We start from the raw sequence: 18753 nt of genomic DNA on the forward strand, positions 1-18753 counted from the left end.
GCTCTTGGGGCCTTAGCTCAGCTGGGAGAGCGCCTGCCTTGCACGCAGGAGGTCAGCGGTTCGATCCCGCTAGGCTCCATTGCAACTAATGTTGCAAAAAAAGTTGTTCTTTGAAAACTGGATAAAGTTAAAAATTGTAATTCAAGTAAGAAACCAGAAACACACCGAAAAGTTTTAAAAATGAGTTTTTTAAGGTTCTCATCGTAAGATGAGTATTGAACATTAACGATTAACCATAGGTTAAGTTAATAAGGGCGCACGGTGAATGCCTTGGCACTAGGAGCCGATGAAGGACGGGACTAACGCCGATATGCTTTGGGGAGCTGTAAGTAAGCTTTGATCCAAAGATTTCCGAATGGGGGAACCCAGCATCTTTGATAGGATGTTACTGCTAACTGAATACATAGGTTAGTAGAGGTAGACGCAGAGAACTGAAACATCTAAGTACCTGCAGGAAGAGAAAGAAAAATCGATTCCCTGAGTAGCGGCGAGCGAAACGGGAATAGCCCAAACCAGAAAGCTTGCTTTCTGGGGTTGTAGGACTGAACACATAGAGTCATAAATGGATTTGGTAGGAGAAGCGACCTGGAAAGGTCTGCCGAAGAAGGTAAAAGCCCTGTATCCGAAACCACATCCACTCTGATCAGTATCCTGAGTACGGCGGAACACGAGAAATTCCGTCGGAATCCGGGAGGACCATCTCCCAAGGCTAAATACTCCCTAGTGACCGATAGTGAACCAGTACCGTGAGGGAAAGGTGAAAAGAACCTCGGAAGAGGAGTGAAATAGCCCCTGAAACCGTGTGCCTACAAATAGTTAAAGCCCGTTAATGGGTGATAGCGTGCCTTTTGTAGAATGAACCGGCGAGTTACGATCCCATGCGAGGTTAAGTTGATGAGACGGAGCCGTAGCGAAAGCGAGTCTGAATAGGGCGAATGAGTATGTGGTCGTAGACCCGAAACCAAGTGATCTACCCATGTCCAGGTTGAAGGTGCGGTAATACGCACTGGAGGACCGAACCCACGTATGTTGAAAAATGCGGGGATGAGGTGTGGGTAGCGGAGAAATTCCAATCGAACTTGGAGATAGCTGGTTCTCTCCGAAATAGCTTTAGGGCTAGCCTCGGAATTAGAATCATGGAGGTAGAGCAACTGTTTGGACTAGGGGCCCTTCTCGGGTTACCGAATTCAGATAAACTCCGAATGCCATTGATTTATATCCGGGAGTCAGACTGCGAGTGATAAGATCCGTAGTCGAAAGGGAAACAGCCCAGACCACCAGCTAAGGTCCCAAAGTTTATGTTAAGTGGAAAAGGATGTGGAGTTGCTTAGACAACTAGGATGTTGGCTCAGAAGCAGCCATCATTTAAAGAGTGCGTAATAGCTCACTAGTCGAGTGACCCTGCGCCGAAAATTTACCGGGGCTAAACATAACACCGAAGCTGTGGATAGAACCATTGGTTCTATGGTAGGAGAGCGTTCTAAGGGCGTTGAAGCTAGATCGTGAGGACTAGTGGAGCGCTTAGAAGTGAGAATGCCGGTATGAGTAGCGAAAGACGGGTGAGAATCCCGTCCACCGAATGACTAAGGTTTCCTGGGGAAGGCTCGTCCTCCCAGGGTTAGTCGGGACCTAAGTCGAGGCCGAATGGCGTAGACGATGGACAACAGGTTGAGATTCCTGTACCAGTTTGTTTTGTTTGAACAATGGAGGGACACAGTAGGCTAAGGAATACGCGCTGTTGGATATGCGCGTCCAAGCAACAAGTTTTGAAGTGAGTCAAATGCTTGCTTCTTTAAGAACAAGTTGTGATGGGGAGGGAAATTAAGTACCGAAGTTCCCGATGTCACACTGTCAAGAAAAGCTTCTAGTTAGAAACAAACTGCCCGTACCGCAAACCGACACAGGTAGTCGAGGAGAGAATCCTAAGGTGTGCGAGAGAACTCTCGTTAAGGAACTCGGCAAAATGACCCCGTAACTTCGGGAGAAGGGGTGCTGACCAATTGGTCAGCCGCAGTGAATAGGCCCAGGCGACTGTTTATCAAAAACACAGGTCTCTGCAAAATCGTAAGATGACGTATAGGGGCTGACGCCTGCCCGGTGCTGGAAGGTTAAGAGGATGGGTTAGCTCTCGGGCGAAGCTCAGAATTGAAGCCCCAGTAAACGGCGGCCGTAACTATAACGGTCCTAAGGTAGCGAAATTCCTTGTCGGGTAAGTTCCGACCCGCACGAAAGGCGTAACGATCTGGGCACTGTCTCAACGAGAGACTCGGTGAAATTATAGTACCTGTGAAGATGCAGGTTACCCGCGACAGGACGGAAAGACCCCATGGAGCTTTACTGCAGTTTGATATTGAGTGTTTGTACAGCTTGTACAGGATAGGTAGGAGCCATTGAAGCCAGGACGCCAGTCTTGGTGGAGGCGTTGGTGGGATACTACCCTTGCTGTATGACCACTCTAACCCACAGCCCTTATCGGGCTGGGAGACAGTGTCTGACGGGCAGTTTGACTGGGGCGGTCGCCTCCTAAAGTGTAACGGAGGCGCCCAAAGGTTCCCTCAGAATGGTTGGAAATCATTCGCAGAGTGTAAAGGCATAAGGGAGCTTGACTGCGAGACCTACAAGTCGAGCAGGGACGAAAGTCGGGCTTAGTGATCCGGTGGTTCCGCATGGAAGGGCCATCGCTCAACGGATAAAAGCTACCCTGGGGATAACAGGCTTATCTCCCCCAAGAGTCCACATCGACGGGGAGGTTTGGCACCTCGATGTCGGCTCATCGCATCCTGGGGCTGTAGTCGGTCCCAAGGGTTGGGCTGTTCGCCCATTAAAGCGGTACGCGAGCTGGGTTCAGAACGTCGTGAGACAGTTCGGTCCCTATCCGTCGCGGGCGTAGGAAATTTGAGAGGAGCTGTCCTTAGTACGAGAGGACCGGGATGGACACACCTCTGGTGTACCAGTTGTTCTGCCAAGGGCATTGCTGGGTAGCTATGTGTGGACGGGATAAACGCTGAAAGCATCTAAGCGTGAAGCCCCCCTCAAGATGAGATTTCCCATCACGTAAGTGAGTAAGACCCCTGAGAGATGATCAGGTTGATAGGTTGGAAGTGGAAGTCTAGCGATAGATGGAGCGGACCAATACTAATCGGTCGAGGACTTAACCAAAGAATAAACGGTGTACGACGGTTTCTAAACGAAGAACAAACTTTTAACTTATCCAGTTTTGAGAGAACAACGTTCTCTAGATTGAAATTTGTGTGGTGGCGATGGCAAGAAGGTCACACCTGTTCCCATGCCGAACACAGCAGTTAAGCTTCTTAGCGCCGATGGTAGTGAAGGGTTTCCCTTTGTGAGAGTAGGACGCTGCCACGCAGATTCAATTAATTATTCCGCAATAGCTCAGTTGGTAGTAGCGCATGACTGTTAATCATGATGTCGTAGGTTCGAGTCCTACTTGCGGAGTTCTTTTTTTTTGCAAATAAATAGTATTGATTTAGTAGTGCCGCTTTAGCTCAGTCGGTAGAGCGCTTCCATGGTAAGGAAGAGGTCGCCGGTTCGAATCCGGCAAGTGGCTTACGAATAATACGATAGAAGAGACCTTGATCTTAGGGGTCTCTTTTTCGTTTGAATAAATTTTATTAGAGCTCTCTCTTTGTGTCTGACTTGAAGTACTGATATACTTAAAGGTAGAAAAGTAAGACGAAGAGAGGAAGATGAATTTGAAAGCTTTAGTACATGAAAAGATTGAAGGAATACAAGGACTTAGCCTTAAAGATATTAAAACTAACAATTTGGGCAAGAATGATGTACGTATTAAAATTAAAACTATAGGTTTAAATCACCGAGATTTAGCAACCATTGAAAGCCACAAAAATATAAGCGAGCCTTTAATAACTGGATCGGATGGAGCAGGAATTATCAGTGAAATAGGCTCAGAGGTATCTTTATTTAAAGTAGGAGATGAAGTAATAATAAATCCTAGTATTGGGTGGACAACTAAAAGTGAAGCCCCTCCAGAAAAATTTCAAATATTAGGAAATCCATTACAAGGTACATTCTCAGAAGAATTTGTTAGTAATGAACAATTTATAGCCTTAAAACCAAAATATTTAACGTGGGAGGAAGCTGGAGTTCTTTCTTTGAGTGCATTGACTGCGTACAGAGCCCTTTTTACAAAAGGAGAAGTCTCCAGTCTGCAAACTATTCTTATCCCAGGAATTGGTGGCGGCGTGGCTACTTATATGCTTCAATTTGCTAAGGCAGTTGGTGCGAAAGTTTATGTGACCTCGCGTTCAAAAGAAAAATTAGAAGAAGCTCTAAATTTAGGAGCAGATAAAGTTATAGACAGTCATAAGGATTGGGAAACAGAATTAGATGGAGAAAAAGTAGATATTGTAATAGAGTCAGTAGGAGCCGCAACTTTTAATCAATCATTAAAACAATTAAAAAAAGGAGGAATAATGGTTTTATTTGGGTCTTCCACAGGTGATAAAGTTGAATTTAATCTAAGAGAATTCTTTTATGGACAATATACATTAAAAGGAACAACTATGGGAAGTAAAGATGAGTATGAGGAAATGCTGCGTTTTATCGAAACTCATTCCATAAAACCTATTATTGATAGTGTGTATGATATTGAAAATTATGAAATGGCGTTTAATCGATTAAATAATGCTGAACAAATGGGGAAAATTGTGCTTCGCTTTAAGTAAGTAATAATGTACTATGGTTTTTGTAAGGCTTTTCTTGGTATCTAATTCAAGAAGTGTTAAACTTAAAGAAGTAAATTAAAAAGGAAGTGTTAACATGGAATTTGAAAAAAATGGAAATAGTTTCTTTAAAAATGATGAATCAGGAAAGTTAATTGCAGAAGTAACTTATGTCCCTTCTGGTGAAGATAAGGTGATTTTAGATCACACATTTGTAGATCCTTCATTAAGAGGTCAAGGAATTGCAGCACAACTTGTTGATAAAGTAGTAGAAGAAATGGAAAAAGAAGGCAAGAAAATTGTTCCTCTTTGTCCATATGCAAAAGCTTTATTTGATCGGAAACCGGAAAAGTATAAAAGTATAGAAGCTGAATAGTGAACAGGTATTGAATTAACTGATTTTTTTTGGTAAGGTGGCTATGGATTAGTAATTGTTCATAGTCCCTTTTTTATTTCACATCTAAATAATAGTTTTAAGATTATAAAATGATTAAAAATACAAAAAAATGAAAGAATAGTCTTTACATTTACGTGAATTATTTATATAATATATCTTGTGCTTGAATAGTTCTAGCAATTTTGGCCCGTTGGTCAAGCGGTTAAGACACCGCCCTTTCACGGCGGTATCACGGGTTCGATTCCCGTACGGGTCATATTCTTTATTATTAAATATTTGCCGGCTTAGCTCAGTTGGTAGAGCATCTGAATCGTAATCAGAGGGTCGAGGGTTCAACTCCTTTAGCCGGCATACGTTTAGTTGGTCATTTGATATTAAAGATAATTTAATTATGGAGGGGTAGCGAAGTGGCTAAACGCGGCGGACTGTAAATCCGCTCCTTCGGGTTCGGCAGTTCGAATCTGCCCCCCTCCACCATTTATGGGCTATAGCCAAGCGGTAAGGCAAGGGACTTTGACTCCCTCACGCGTTGGTTCGAATCCAGCTAGCCCAGTTGCATTAATATGCAAGAAAGATACAAAATGAAAATTGTGTGGTGATGATGGCAAGAAGGTCACACCTGTTCCCATGCCGAACACAGTAGTTAAGCTTCTAAGCGCCGATGGTAGTGAAGGGTTTCCCTTTGTGAGAGTAGGACGTTGCCATGCAAATTCATTTTAAATGAGTCATTAGCTCAGTTGGTAGAGCATCTGACTTTTAATCAGAGGGTCGCAGGTTCGAATCCTGCATGACTCATAACAGCAGCTTGTAACGGATAAACGTTACAAGCTTTTTTTGTATTTAAAAATAATAATTCGATTAATTTTTAGAATAATTAACGGGTATTAAATAGATAGATTAGTGTTATTCGTAAGAAATAATATGGTATAATACACAATGGGTGACAATCAGAAACATTATCGGAGGTGCGCATATGTCTATAGATTGGTCACAAGTAGTAACGTGGCGCAATTTTCTAAATGTAGTAGATATATTAGTGGTGACATTTTTTATCTATCAACTTATTAAAATTTTGCGTGGTACAAGAGCTGTACAATTATTAAAAGGAATTGCCGTTATCATAATCATAAAGATAGTTAGTTTCTTCTTGGAATTGCAGACAGTTGATTGGATCGTAGATTTAGTTATTCAATGGAGTGTCTTAGCAATGATTATTATTTTCCAACCTGAAATGCGGAGAGGACTAGAACATCTTGGACGCGGATCATTTTTTAATCGAACAAAAAGAAAAGTTAATCCTGGAGAAAACTTAGTTCAGCATTTGGTAAAGGCTGTTCAATATATGGCAAAAAGAAGAATTGGTGCTTTGATTTCTATCCAAATGGATACAGAACTAGATGAGTTTATTGGAACGGGTATCCCATTAGATGCAGATATCTCTAGTGAGTTATTGATTAATATTTTTATACCCAATACACCATTACATGATGGAGCAGTTATTATTAGAGATTATAAAATTGCGTCTGCGGCTAGTTATTTGCCACTGTCAGAAAGTACGCTTATCTCTAAAGAACTTGGGACAAGGCATCGTGCTGCAATTGGTTTAAGTGAAGTAACGGATGCTATAACGATTATTGTTTCTGAAGAAACTGGTGGAGTAAGTGTTTCGTATAAAGGTGAATTGTTAAGAGAATTATCTAAAGAAGATTTTGAAAAATTCTTAAGTAAAAACTTGATTATTGTTGAAGAAGAAGAAAAGAAAAATTCTTTTCAAGAAATGGTGGATAGTTTTAAAAAGGGGGCTTCTAAATAATGGAGAAAATTTACAATAATCCATGGTTTATGAAGATCATTGCACTCGCATTTGCTATTCTTCTTTTTACGTATGTAAACAGCAGTAATAATAGGGTACAGACTAGCGGAATCGATGGATTGAGTGCTTCTACAACCGACACGATATTTGAAGTGCCAATAGTTGTTGAAATTGACCAAGGTAATTACTATGTAACAGGTTTTCCAGAAACTGTTTCAGTAGAAATATCGGGGCCTTCAAGTATTGTATTAAATACGAAAACAACTAAAAATTTTGATGTTGTAGCAGCTGATTTAGATAATTTAGGTGTAGGGACTCATACTATTGAATTAGTTGCGGAAGGACTGTCACCTCAATTAGACTACAAGATTATGCCAGAAGAAGTAACGATAACAATCGAAGAAAAAAAAGTTGAAACGTTTAGTGTGGATGTTGAATTTGATGACTCACTCATAAATGAAAAATTTAAAGCAGGTTCGCCTTCTTTAAATTACGAAACTGTTGAATTAACAGGGACTGCTTCTACTATTGACCAGGTTGATATAGTTAAGGTTGTGGTCAACAAAGAAGAAGATATTACAGAGGATATCGTTCAAACTTTGCCGATTGTAGTTATGGATGCTGAGGGAAATAAATTAGATGTTGAGCTTAACCCTAAGGAAGTAACGGTAACCATACCAGTTACACCAGTACTTAAAGAAGTACCTATTGTATTGAATCAAGCGGGTACTGGCGATGAGAATTTGAATTATGAATTAGGCATCAGCAATCAATCCGCTACGACAGTTGCTATACAAGCTGAAGCTGGTCTATTAGATAGCTTAAGCAGTTATCCAGTTGATATCGATGTAACGGATATCACTAAAACAACTAAACAAACAATTGAATTACCTGTACTTGAAGGTGTAACAGCTATAGAACCAGAAAAAATTGAGGTTACGGTGACAGTTACTGAAAAAAAGTCACAAGAGAATAATCAAAACACAACAGAATCGAATCAGAGTAGTTCAAGTTCTAGTTCAAATTCAAGCGAGTCTAATTCATCTAATGGATCAACACAAGAAGAAATCGAAGACTCAGTAAGTGAATCTTCCTCAACATCATCGAGTGAAGGCTCTGTTGACTCATCTAGTGAATCCAATGAAGAAGAAAATGAATAAGAAAAAGTAAACCTAGATAGATAAGGTTTAAACTTTGAAAAGGGGAATATTAGAATGGGAAAATATTTTGGAACAGATGGAGTAAGAGGAGTTGCTAACTCTGAGTTAACTCCAGAATTAGCTTTTAAATTGGGACGATATGGCGGGTATGTTTTAACACAACACGCTGAAGGAGAAGAACATCCACGTGTTTTAGTTGGAAGAGATACACGTATCTCTGGTGAAATGTTAGAATCAGCTTTGATTGCTGGTCTTTTATCAGTTGGAATTGAAGTAATGAAATTAGGTGTTATTTCAACTCCGGGAGTAGCTTACTTAACACGTATTCAAGGGGCTGCAGCTGGTGTCATGATTTCAGCTTCACACAACCCAGCGCCGGATAATGGGATTAAATTCTTTGGATCAGATGGGTTTAAATTATTTGACGATACTGAATTAGAAATTGAAGCGTTATTAGATGAAGATCAAGATAACTTACCTCGCCCGAGTGCAAATGGATTAGGTACGGTAGATGAATACCCTGAAGGAGCATTAAAATACACTCAATTTTTACAACAAACCATTCCAAATGATTTAGATGGAATACAAGTGTGTTTAGATGGCGCCAATGGAGCAACAAGTCCGCTTCTTAATCGGTTATTCGCAGATCTAGAAACAGAATTTGATGTTATGGCTTCTGCGCCTAATGGCTTAAATATCAACGATGGTGTTGGTTCAACACATCCTGAAAAATTAGCTGAATTTGTAATTGAAAAAGGAGCAGATGTCGGTTTAGCATTTGATGGAGATGGAGATAGAGTTATCGCTGTTGATGAGTTAGGAAATATCATTGATGGAGATAAAATTATGTTTATTTGTGGGAAATACTTGCAAGAAAAAGGCCGTTTGAAAAAAGATACGATTGTTTCTACGGTTATGAGTAATCTAGGTTTCCATAAAGCAATTGAAGCAAATAATATGATCGCTCTTCAAACTCAAGTTGGAGACCGTTATGTTGTAGAAGAAATGCGTAAAAATGGCTATAATTTTGGTGGAGAACAGTCAGGACATATGGTGTTCTTAGATTACAATACAACTGGTGATGGAATGTTATCAGGAATCCAATTGCTGAATGTAATGAAAGAAACAGGTAAAAAACTTTCAGAACTAGCTGCTGAAGTTCAAACTTATCCGCAAAAACTAGTTAATATTCGTGTTAGCGATAAAAATGGAGCAATGAATGTTCCAGCTATTAAATCGATAATCGATGAAGTTGAAAGTGAAATGAATGGAGATGGACGTATCTTAGTTCGTCCAAGCGGAACAGAACCATTGTTGCGTGTCATGGCAGAAGCTCCAACACAAGAAAAAGTAAATCTATATGTTGATCGTATTGCTTCTGTAGTGAAAGAAGAAATCGGATTAGCTGAATAAATTAAAGAAACTCTACACCCTATTTTCAGATAGGAGGTAGAGCTTTTTTTATGCTGTTTGTCCAGATGAAATGATAGTTTTGGTGGTTTAGAGGTGAATGGGAAATTATTTTTTGTTGCATAATCAATATCAGTATAGTATATTTAAACACGTAATTTAATAGAAAGATAGAGGTGCAGTTTTTAAGAGTACAGTTGTTATGAAGGCACAAGCTGATAACTGGAAAGGAAAAATTGCCGAAGTGTAAAGTATTGCCAAGTACTTTATGCTGGGGTTAAGTAAAATATGCTTAACACTGTCGTAAATTTCATTTTGAAATTTTCGGAGGGCTATCAACAAAAGGGTTAAAGGGACATTACTGTATATGTAACTAAGCTAACACCTTGAGTTGTATAGAACTCAAGGTGTTTTTTTGTGCGCTCAAATAGAAAGGGAGTTTAGAATGAAGAAGAAAGTGATTATTGGTTTATTTATTATTGCGTTTATTTTATTTTCAATTAATGGAGAGTTCAGGGATGCTGCTGGATCTACCGTAAACTTCGGCTGGTTTTCTTTAGTACCACCGGTTGTATCTATTATTTTAGCGTTTATTTCAAAAGACGTTATTATTTCATTGTTCTTTGGTATTTTTGCAGGAGGTTTTGTCTTACATTTAGCGGAGGGCTCCATTTTTTATGCATTTATTCAATCATTTTTGAGTATAGTTGATTACACGTTAAACTCATTAGCTGATCCATGGAATGCAGGAATTATTTTACAAGTTCTAACGATTGGCGGCTTGATTGCATTAATGACAAAAATGGGAGGAGCAAAAGCTGTCGCAAATGCATTATCTAAAAAAGCAAAAGGTCCTATTAGTGCTCAAGTCATTACGTGGATTTTAGGTGTACTGCTTTTCTTTGATGATTATGCAAACTCATTAATAGTTGGTCCAGTTATGCGACCAGTAACAGATGAAAAGAAAGTTTCGCGTGAGAAGCTGTCCTTTATCGTAGATGCTACAGCTGCTCCAATTGCTGGGATTGCGTTGATCTCTACTTGGGTCGGTTACGAAGTAGGATTAATCAAAGATGGATACGAAGCGATTGGACAAGAGGTTAATGCTTATAGTATTTTTGTTGAAACCATCCCTTACCGATTCTATAATATTTTAATGTTGTTATTTGTATTATGTACAGCCGTATTTTTAAGAGAATTTGGTCCTATGTTAAAAGCAGAAAGAAGAGCGAGAAAATACGATCAAGCAAATGTAGAAGATATCAATCCTAGCGCTTCAAATGAAATTGATGAAATGGAGCCTGCAGAAGGGGTCCATTTAAGTATTTGGAATGCCATTATTCCGATTGGCACCTTAATCATTGTTGCTGTTGTCGGTTTTTATACTAATGGATATAATGCCATTTTAGATGGAGAGAATACTACATTAATCAACTTGTTAAAAGAAAGTCCTTATTCATTTACTGCAATTCAAGAAGCTTTTGGAGCATCTGATGCGAGTATTGTATTGTTCCAAGCGGCATTGTTAGCAAGTCTTGTTGCTATGGCTATGGGAGTGTCGCAAAAGACTTTCACATGGGGCCAAGCAGTTGAAACTTGGATAAACGGGATGAAATCACTTATTATCACTGGAGCTATTTTATTATTAGCATGGTCATTAAGTGAAGTTATAACTGATTTAGGAACAGCTCAATTTTTGGTTTCGTTATTGTCCGATTCAATGCCGGCATTCTTATTGCCTTCTGTTATTTTTATTTTAGGCTCTATCATTTCTTTTGCCACTGGAACTTCTTATGGAACAATGGGGATTTTAATGCCATTATCTATACCGCTAGCAGCAGCATTGTCGCCAGATCCAGAATTTATTATTATGTCTGCAGGTGCTGTCTTAACAGGGGCAATTTTTGGAGATCATTGTTCACCAATTTCAGATACGACTATTCTATCTTCCATGGGTGCTGGTGTGAATCATATGGAGCATGTTAAAACACAAATGCCTTATGCCATTGTAGTAGGAATCATTACTGTTCTATTTGGATTCCTTCCTGTTGGTTTAGGAATGCCGATATGGATTGTTCTACCCGCTGCAATGATCATTATCGTTTTAGTAACGTATTTCTTTGGTAAACCTGTTGAAGAGAAAGCTTAAGAAGTTAAACAAAAAAAGAGAATCCATTTGGGTTCTCTTTTTTTGAATGTTTATTTAATTGTTTCTTCTGCCGCCAAATAGTAAAACCAATCTTAAAACTTGCAAAAACGAAGCAATTGCTGCAGCAACATACGTAAGAGCTGCTGCATTTAAGACTTTTCTAGCTTGTGGGACTTCAGTAGAAGTTAAGATATGTTGATCTCTTAAAATCGCAATCGCTCGATTGGAAGCATTAAATTCAACAGGCAAAGTAACTAATTGGAAAAGTAAGGCTACTGAAAAGAAAATAATTCCTAAATTGATCAAGGTTTGGTTGTAACCGAAAATAACACCTAATAAAATCATAGGAAAAGAAATTTTTTGCCCGAAATTGGTTGCTGGAACTAAAGCACTTCTTAATTTTAATGGAATATACTGTTTTTGATCTTGAATAGCATGTCCTACTTCATGAGCAGCAACTCCAATAGCGGCTACAGATCTCGAGTTACGTGTTGCATCTGAAAGACGCAGAATGTCTGTACTTGAATCGTAATGATCGGTTAGATCTCCTCTAACAGCCTCGATCTTAACATGTTGCAGCCCCGCACTGTCTAGGATAAGACGTGAAACTTCAGTAGCCGTGTAGCCATTTGAATTAGGTACATTACTGTATTTTTGATAGGTACTTTTAACGAATGAACTAGCAATCCCGGAAAGTATAACACCAATAATGATTAAAAAGTATGTTTGATCAAAGAAAAACATATGGGTTTCCACCTTTCTACTTCCTTTTGATAAGTATAACATAAGCGACTAATGGCATATATGAAGATTATCATAATTTTATTAAGAAAATATTTACTAAAGGAAAAATACTCAAAGGCACCATATATTTTGCTTTAAGAATCACCTAAAGATATAATCAAATTAAGAAATGAGAATAGGATTAAAGCGTTTTATTTTTTTTAAAGAACAGGTACTAAAAGAAATGGTTTTCATACTTAATAGTTGAAACAAGTTAGAGAGGGTGGATGAATGATGGAGAGAAAGCAGCAACTGAAAGAAGCTTTTTTTGCTCAAGATGAAGAAACGGTTTTAAAAAAGATGGAAGCCAATAAAAAAGGACTGACATCGAGTGAAGCAGAAAAACGAATCGCGGAATTTGGACCAAATGAACTAGATCAAGGAAAATCCAAAAGTATATTTGTTAAATTTTTAGAACAATTTAAAGATTTTATGATTTTAGTCTTATTGGCAGCTGCTCTTATTTCAGCTATTTTCGGAGATGTTACAGATGCTATTATTATTTTAGTCGTGGTGGTTTTAAATGCTATATTGGGAGTTTACCAAGAAGCCAAAGCAGAAGAAGCAATTGATGCTTTGAAAAAAATGTCTTCTCCGGAAGCCAGAGTTAAACGCGATGGAAATGTTGTTTCTTTAAAAAGTGATCAGTTAGTTCCAGGAGACGTTCTGCTATTAGAAGCTGGAGATGTGGTAGCTGCAGATTTGCGCTTGTTTGAAGTGGCTTCTCTTAAAATAGAAGAATCGGCTTTAACGGGAGAGTCTGAAGCCGTATCAAAAGACATTACAATGATCGAAGATGAAAAAGTAGGGATTGGCGATCGGCTCAATATGGCTTTTATGAACAGCAATGTTACTTATGGACGTGGAGAAGGAATTGTTGTTGGAACGGGTATGAATACAGAAGTAGGTAAAATTGCAGATATGTTAGCTACTTCTGAAGAAACAATGACGCCTTTACAAGAAAACTTAAATCGTTTAGGAAAGTATTTAACGATTGCGATTTTGATCGTCGCTGTCGTGATGTTTGGCGTAGGGATGTTCAATGGTCGTGAATGGTTAGACATGCTGTTGACGTCAATTTCTTTAGCAGTTGCGGCTATACCTGAAGGACTGCCTGCGATCGTAACGATTATTTTAGCGTTAGGTACACAAAAGATGGCAAAACGAAAAGCATTGATCCGAAATTTGCCAGCTGTTGAAACGTTGGGTAGTACTGATATCATTTGTTCTGATAAAACAGGAACATTGACGATGAATAAAATGACGATTGAAAAGGTCTATCTAAATGGAGCAATACAAAGTAATGAAGACGATATTGATTTGCAGGCTCCCGTTGTTCGAGTAATGACCTATAGTAATGATACTCAAATTGCAAATGATGGAACACTGATCGGCGATCCAACAGAAACAGCAATGGTAAAATTTGCTTTAGATAAAGGAATGAATGTGAAAGAAGAATTAGCCAAAGAGCCGCGTGTTGCGGAAGTACCTTTTGAGTCGGATCGTAAATTGATGTCTACGATTCATCAGCTGCCGGATGGGAAATTTTTCGTTGGGACAAAAGGAGCACCAGATGAGCTGTTAAAAAGATGTACACAAATAGATAACAAAGGCGAGATTCAACCTTTAGATGAAAAAATGAAAGAAACCATTTTAGATGTGAACCATGATTTGGCAACACAAGCTTTAAGAGTATTAGCAATGGCTTATAAAATCGTTGATCAACTGCCAACCGATGTAACCACGGAAGGTGTTGAACAAGACCTGGTTTTTGCAGGTCTAACTGGAATGATCGATCCAGAACGTGAAGAGGCGAAAGATGCTGTTAGAGTGGCAAGAGAAGCTGGTATTCGTCCTGTAATGATCACAGGAGACCATCGAGACACAGCGGAAGCTATTGCACGACGTTTAGGTATTTTAGAAGAAAAACAACAAGGTGGAGTTTTAACAGGGGCAGAATTAGATAAAATCAGTGATCATGATTTTGCAACTAAAGTGAAAGATTATTCTGTATATGCTAGGGTATCTCCTGAACATAAAGTTCGAATTGTTAAAGCTTGGCAAAAGGCTGGGAAAATCGTAGCTATGACGGGTGATGGAGTCAACGATGCACCAGCGCTTAAAACAGCTGATATCGGAATTGGAATGGGAATTACAGGTACAGAAGTTTCCAAAGGTGCCAGTGATATGGTTTTAGCAGATGACAACTTTTCAACGATCGTCGTTTCAGTCGAAGAAGGACGGAAAGTTTTTTCAAATATTCAAAAAGCTATTCAATTTCTATTATCAGCTAACCTAGGTGAAGTGCTTACCTTATTTATTGCTACTTTACTAGGGTGGAATATTTTAGCACCGGTCCATATTTTATGGATCAATCTTGTGACCGATACCTTCCCAGCAATTGCTTTAGGATTGGAACCAGCTGAAGCGGACGCAATGAAAAAGCCACCAAGAGGAAGAAAAGCGACCTTCTTTTCAAATGGCGTTCTTCCCAGTTTGATCTATCAAGGGATTTTTGAAGGAGGAATTACATTATTTGTGTATTGGTGGGCAACTCACTATCCAGCACATCCAAATGATTTACATCTAGTTCATGAAGATGCCTTAACAATGGCGTTTGCTACACTAGGTTTACTACAATTATTCCATGCATTTAATGTCAAATCGATTAAAAAATCGCTATTTACTGTCGGTTTTTTCAAAAATAAAACCTTCAACTTAGCTATTTTACTATCGGCAGCATTATTAAGTGCCGTTATATTAATACCTGGTTTAAACGATGCGTTTAGTGTGTCATCATTAAATATTAATCAATGGCTGTTAGTATTAGGAGCTTCCATTTCTATTGTTCCTTTAGTAGAAATAGTGAAATTCTTTATGCGAAGGTTCTCTAAGAATAAAAATTGATGAAAGAGAATAAACTAAATAGAAAAAAGCATTCCTGATTTTAGGGATGCTTTTTTTAGAAAGATGACATACTATTTAAAAAATAAATTGTGCTTGCAAAAAATGCGTGTTATTATTTTTGAATAGCAAGTACTCGCTTTTTTTAAATGAATTTTAAGATCTAATCGGATTATTAAAGAAAAGAGGTTGATGCTTATGGAAAAACTATGGTTTCCACCTTTACAGGAAGAAGATCCATTGATAACAGAAAAAATAAAATATAGTATTGCTTTTCTATTCTCTCTTATGCTAGTTGGACTAGCTCTTCACTTCAATACACTTGAAGAAATTTGGCAGGGAAGTCTTAAAATTCTTATTTCTCCGGCTAATCTAGTAACGGATTATTTCAAACTAGCAAATGTTGGCGCGGCATTTATTAATGCGGCTTTGATGATCATAAAAAGTCTGTTCATTATCCGGTCAACGAAAGTATCGTTATCGGGTCCCTTGTTTGCTGCTATCTTCACGATAGCAGGATTCTCTTTATTTGGTAAAAATTTGTTTAATTCTATTCCAATTATTGTTGGAGTATTATTGTATGCTAAATTGACTCGTACACCATTTAAAAATTATTTATTATCTGCTTTATACGGTACTGCTTTAGGGCCATTAGTGAGTGAAGTAGCATTCAATAGCGGATTTTCGTTTTTCACAGGGATTTTTTTAGGATGTACAGCAGGCGTTATTGTGGGACTGATTTTGCCACCATTATCACGTCATTTTGCTAGTTTTCATAAAGGGTTTAGTCTTTATAATATTGGATTTACTGCTGGAATTATTGGTATGGCTTTTATTGCATTTTTTAGAGCCTATGGTATAGAAGTAGATACGGTTTATTTAGTATCACATGGTTATAATCAACCTTTATCCATTTATCTTTATAGTTTGTTTATTTTATTATTTAGTGGCGGAATTTATCTTAATGGCGGTTCGTTTTCGGGGTACTCTAATTTTTTGAATGAAGATGGAAGAGGCGGACCTGATTTTATGGAACGCCATGGATTAGGACTAACCTTGTTAAATATGGCTTTGTTAGGTGTGCTAACCACTACCTTTGTGTTAATAGTAAGAGGAGAATTAAATGGACCAGTTATTGGAGGAATATTTACAGTAGTTGGTTTTGGAGCTTTTGGAAAACACGTGAAAAACGTTTTTCCTATTCTTTTAGGAGTATTGCTTGTAGGCTGGTTAACATCCACTGAATTATCGAGTACTAGTTTTTTACTTACTGCATTATTTGGAACAACTTTAGCCCCTGTTAGCGGACATTATGGAGTGATTGCTGGAATTTTAGCAGGCAGTTTGCATATGGTTATCGTAACGAATATAAGTTATTTGCATGCAGGTATGAATCTTTATAACAATGGTTTTTCAGGAGGGTTTACAGCAGCTATAATCGTTCCTTTATTAGAAGTCGTTTTCTTCCATAAAAATAACCGGAAAAATAAAGAACTGATAAAGCCTATAATCAATACTGAACCTGTTGAAGACCTGGAAAAGACAAAAAATAGTCCGGAATAGTACAATGAAAATAATAATTTTTTGTTTATCATTTTTCAAGATAAGGCATTATATCAAAAGGTTTTTCCTATATGAAGAGGTAAGTTTTCAATGTAATTGGCTGGATGTTATTTTTTCGCTTGATTTCCTTACAAAAGTAAAGTAATATTTATTAGTCACTAAAAATCTGAGGAAAATCCTCAATTTTAGGGTAGTCACTTTGGAATGGGCTACTTGAGACCTTTAATCTTATGATGGATCTGCTTTCTTATTAAGAGAGCAAAAAAAGGGAGGATTATTATGACAAATCTTTATATTGGTATTGTATTAGTATTATTCGTTGCAATACTAGTGGGATTCTGGCAATTACAAAAGAGACACATGAAATTTTCAACACGTGTTTTTATTGCTTTAGGATCAGGTGTTTTATTCGGAGCTGTTTTACAATTGATATTCGGTTCAAGCAGTGAAGTAACAACAAAATCTATTGAGTGGATCAGTATAGTCGGTACAGGCTATGTTAAATTTTTACAAATGCTGATCATGCCGTTGATTTTTGTATCCATTGTAGGAGCTTTTACAAAAATTGAAGGGTCTAAAGACCTTGGTAAAATTAGTTTTAACGTACTAGCAACCTTGCTTGCTACCACAGCGATAGCTGCCTTAATAGGGATAGCTAGTGTGATGGTGTTTAACCTAGACGGAGCAGAATTTAGTCAAGGTGCTGTTGAAACTGCACGTATTGCAGAATTAAGTGAAAGAGAAGCACAAGTAGCGGATCTAAGTATCCCAGAACAAATTTTAGAATTTATTCCAGTTAATTTCTTTGCTGATTTATCGAATGCTCGTTCTACAAGTACAATTGCTGTGGTTATTTTCTCTGCTTTTGTGGGAGTAGCTTATTTAGGAGTTCATCGTAAAGATAAAGAAGCCGGCGAATTTTTTGCTAAGATCATTCATAGTTTATATGCTATTGTGATGCGTATTGTTACGTTGGTATTGCGTTTAACACCTTATGGGATCTTTGCATTAATGACTAAAGCATTAGCAACAAGTGATTTTAATGCATTAGTTAATCTAGGTGTTTTTGTCATTGCTTCATACGCAGCAATTATTGTGATGTTTTTAATTCATATGCTCATTTTACTTGGGTTAAAAGTTAGCCCAATCCAATATTTGAAAAAATCTTTTACAGTATTGAGTTTTGCATTTACTGCACGTTCTAGTGCGGGTGCATTACCATTGAATATCGAAACACAAACAAAAGCTTTAGGTGTAGATGAAGCTTCTGCAAACTTCTCTGGAACATTTGGTTTATCTATCGGACAAAACGGATGTGCTGGAATTTATCCAGCAATGTTGGCTGCTATCGTAGCTCCAGCTGCAGGAATAGATATTTTTAGCCCAGCTTATATTCTTACAATCATGGCTGTTGTTACGATCAGTTCATTTGGTGTTGCAGGTGTAGGTGGCGGAGCAACATTTGCTGCTTTAATTGTCTTAGGATCATTAAACTTACCTGTAGCAATTGTTGGATTAGTTATTTCTGTTGAACCAATTATTGATATGGCTCGTACATTGTTGAATGTAAATGACAGTATGATTGCTGGTATCGTATCATCTAAACGATTAAAAACATTCAATGAAGAAATTTTCAATGATGACTCTGCAGTTGTAAAGTCTGATATCTAAACTAAAAAATGAAGTAAAAAAAGACTGAGACAGCAGTTTCAGCAATTCAAAAAAACGTTCATTGCATTTTTTGCAGTGAACGTTTTTTTGTTTATTTAAAGGTATAAAGCTGATTTTCTGGACTAAACATCCTTGATAAAAAGAAGAATGCGAATTAACTTCAAGGTTAAAAAACAATATTTTATCTAATTTGTCGACCA

10 protein-coding genes, 8 tRNA genes, 3 rRNA genes and 1 riboswitch are annotated in these 18753 nt (G+C 37.9%); of the genes, 20 read left to right on the forward strand and 1 reads right to left on the reverse strand.

The genetic code is table 11. From position 1 onward, the window contains the following. Positions 1 to 6: 6 nt before the first annotated feature. The 17 genes from BR65_RS10740 to BR65_RS10820 all read left to right on the forward strand — a co-directional run bounded on the left by BR65_RS10740 (position 7) and on the right by BR65_RS10820 (position 11632). A tRNA-Ala gene (locus BR65_RS10740) sits at positions 7 to 79 on the forward strand. Positions 80 to 238: 159 nt separating this feature from the next. Then, positions 239 to 3159 (forward strand): 23S ribosomal RNA (locus BR65_RS10745). Between the two features lie 91 nt (positions 3160 to 3250). Further along, a 5S ribosomal RNA gene (gene rrf, locus BR65_RS10750) occupies positions 3251 to 3366 on the forward strand. Positions 3367 to 3382: 16 nt separating this feature from the next. Beyond that, positions 3383 to 3456, forward strand: a tRNA-Asn gene (locus BR65_RS10755). A 39-nt stretch (positions 3457 to 3495) separates the two neighbouring features. After that, a tRNA-Thr gene (locus BR65_RS10760) sits at positions 3496 to 3568 on the forward strand. A 145-nt stretch (positions 3569 to 3713) separates the two neighbouring features. Beyond that, positions 3714 to 4706, forward strand: a complete 993-nt coding sequence (locus BR65_RS10765; protein ID WP_034538792.1) for a zinc-binding dehydrogenase — start codon at positions 3714 to 3716, stop codon at positions 4704 to 4706. A 94-nt stretch (positions 4707 to 4800) separates the two neighbouring features. Next, on the forward strand, positions 4801 to 5079 hold the full coding sequence (locus BR65_RS10770) for a GNAT family N-acetyltransferase (RefSeq protein ID WP_023176760.1): 279 nt from the start codon (positions 4801 to 4803) through the stop codon (positions 5077 to 5079). A gap of 205 nt (positions 5080 to 5284) precedes the next feature. Next, positions 5285 to 5356 (forward strand) — tRNA-Glu (locus BR65_RS10775). A 22-nt stretch (positions 5357 to 5378) separates the two neighbouring features. Then, positions 5379 to 5451: transfer RNA gene (locus BR65_RS10780), tRNA-Thr, on the forward strand. Positions 5452 to 5493: 42 nt separating this feature from the next. Further along, positions 5494 to 5577: transfer RNA gene (locus BR65_RS10785), tRNA-Tyr, on the forward strand. Between the two features lie 4 nt (positions 5578 to 5581). Next, positions 5582 to 5653 (forward strand) — tRNA-Gln (locus BR65_RS10790). A 38-nt stretch (positions 5654 to 5691) separates the two neighbouring features. Next, positions 5692 to 5807 (forward strand): 5S ribosomal RNA (gene rrf, locus BR65_RS10795). Positions 5808 to 5822: 15 nt separating this feature from the next. Then, positions 5823 to 5895: transfer RNA gene (locus BR65_RS10800), tRNA-Lys, on the forward strand. 178 nt (positions 5896 to 6073) lie between these two features. Beyond that, the gene (cdaA, locus tag BR65_RS10805; RefSeq protein WP_023176761.1) at positions 6074 to 6913 is read left to right on the forward strand and encodes a diadenylate cyclase CdaA; all 840 of its coding nucleotides are present in this window, start codon (positions 6074 to 6076) and stop codon (positions 6911 to 6913) included. After that, positions 6913 to 8073: a CdaR family protein gene (locus BR65_RS10810; RefSeq protein ID WP_051932743.1), complete on the forward strand. Its 1161-nt coding sequence runs from the start codon at positions 6913 to 6915 to the stop codon at positions 8071 to 8073. The genes cdaA and BR65_RS10810 overlap by 1 nt, the downstream gene beginning before the upstream one ends. Positions 8074 to 8127: 54 nt before the next feature. Next, complete coding sequence (glmM, locus tag BR65_RS10815; RefSeq protein ID WP_023176764.1) at positions 8128 to 9486, forward strand: phosphoglucosamine mutase; 1359 nt, start codon at positions 8128 to 8130, stop codon at positions 9484 to 9486. A 160-nt stretch (positions 9487 to 9646) separates the two neighbouring features. Beyond that, positions 9647 to 9826: riboswitch (Lysine riboswitch) on the forward strand. Between the two features lie 102 nt (positions 9827 to 9928). After that, positions 9929 to 11632: a Na+/H+ antiporter NhaC family protein gene (locus tag BR65_RS10820; protein WP_034538148.1), complete on the forward strand. Its 1704-nt coding sequence runs from the start codon at positions 9929 to 9931 to the stop codon at positions 11630 to 11632. Between the two features lie 54 nt (positions 11633 to 11686). Here the strand turns inward: BR65_RS10820 and BR65_RS10825 are convergent, their stop codons facing one another. After that, positions 11687 to 12376, reverse strand: coding sequence for a zinc metallopeptidase (locus BR65_RS10825; RefSeq protein WP_034538150.1), 690 nt, complete (start codon positions 12374 to 12376; stop codon positions 11687 to 11689). Between the two features lie 273 nt (positions 12377 to 12649). Between BR65_RS10825 and BR65_RS10830 the strand changes: the two genes are divergently transcribed. From BR65_RS10830 to BR65_RS10840, 3 genes are all read left to right on the forward strand, one after another. Continuing rightward, on the forward strand, positions 12650 to 15322 hold the full coding sequence (locus tag BR65_RS10830) for a cation-translocating P-type ATPase (protein WP_156098882.1): 2673 nt from the start codon (positions 12650 to 12652) through the stop codon (positions 15320 to 15322). A gap of 195 nt (positions 15323 to 15517) precedes the next feature. After that, the gene (locus BR65_RS10835) at positions 15518 to 16882 is read left to right on the forward strand and encodes a DUF1576 domain-containing protein (protein ID WP_034538152.1); all 1365 of its coding nucleotides are present in this window, start codon (positions 15518 to 15520) and stop codon (positions 16880 to 16882) included. 279 nt (positions 16883 to 17161) lie between these two features. Next, entirely contained in the window at positions 17162 to 18553 is a 1392-nt protein-coding gene (locus BR65_RS10840) for an L-cystine transporter (protein WP_034538153.1), read from the forward strand. Positions 18554 to 18753 lie beyond the last annotated feature (200 nt).

Source organism: Carnobacterium inhibens subsp. inhibens DSM 13024 (assembly GCF_000746825.1).
Taxonomy (GTDB): Bacteria; Bacillota; Bacilli; order Lactobacillales; family Carnobacteriaceae; genus Carnobacterium_B; species Carnobacterium_B inhibens.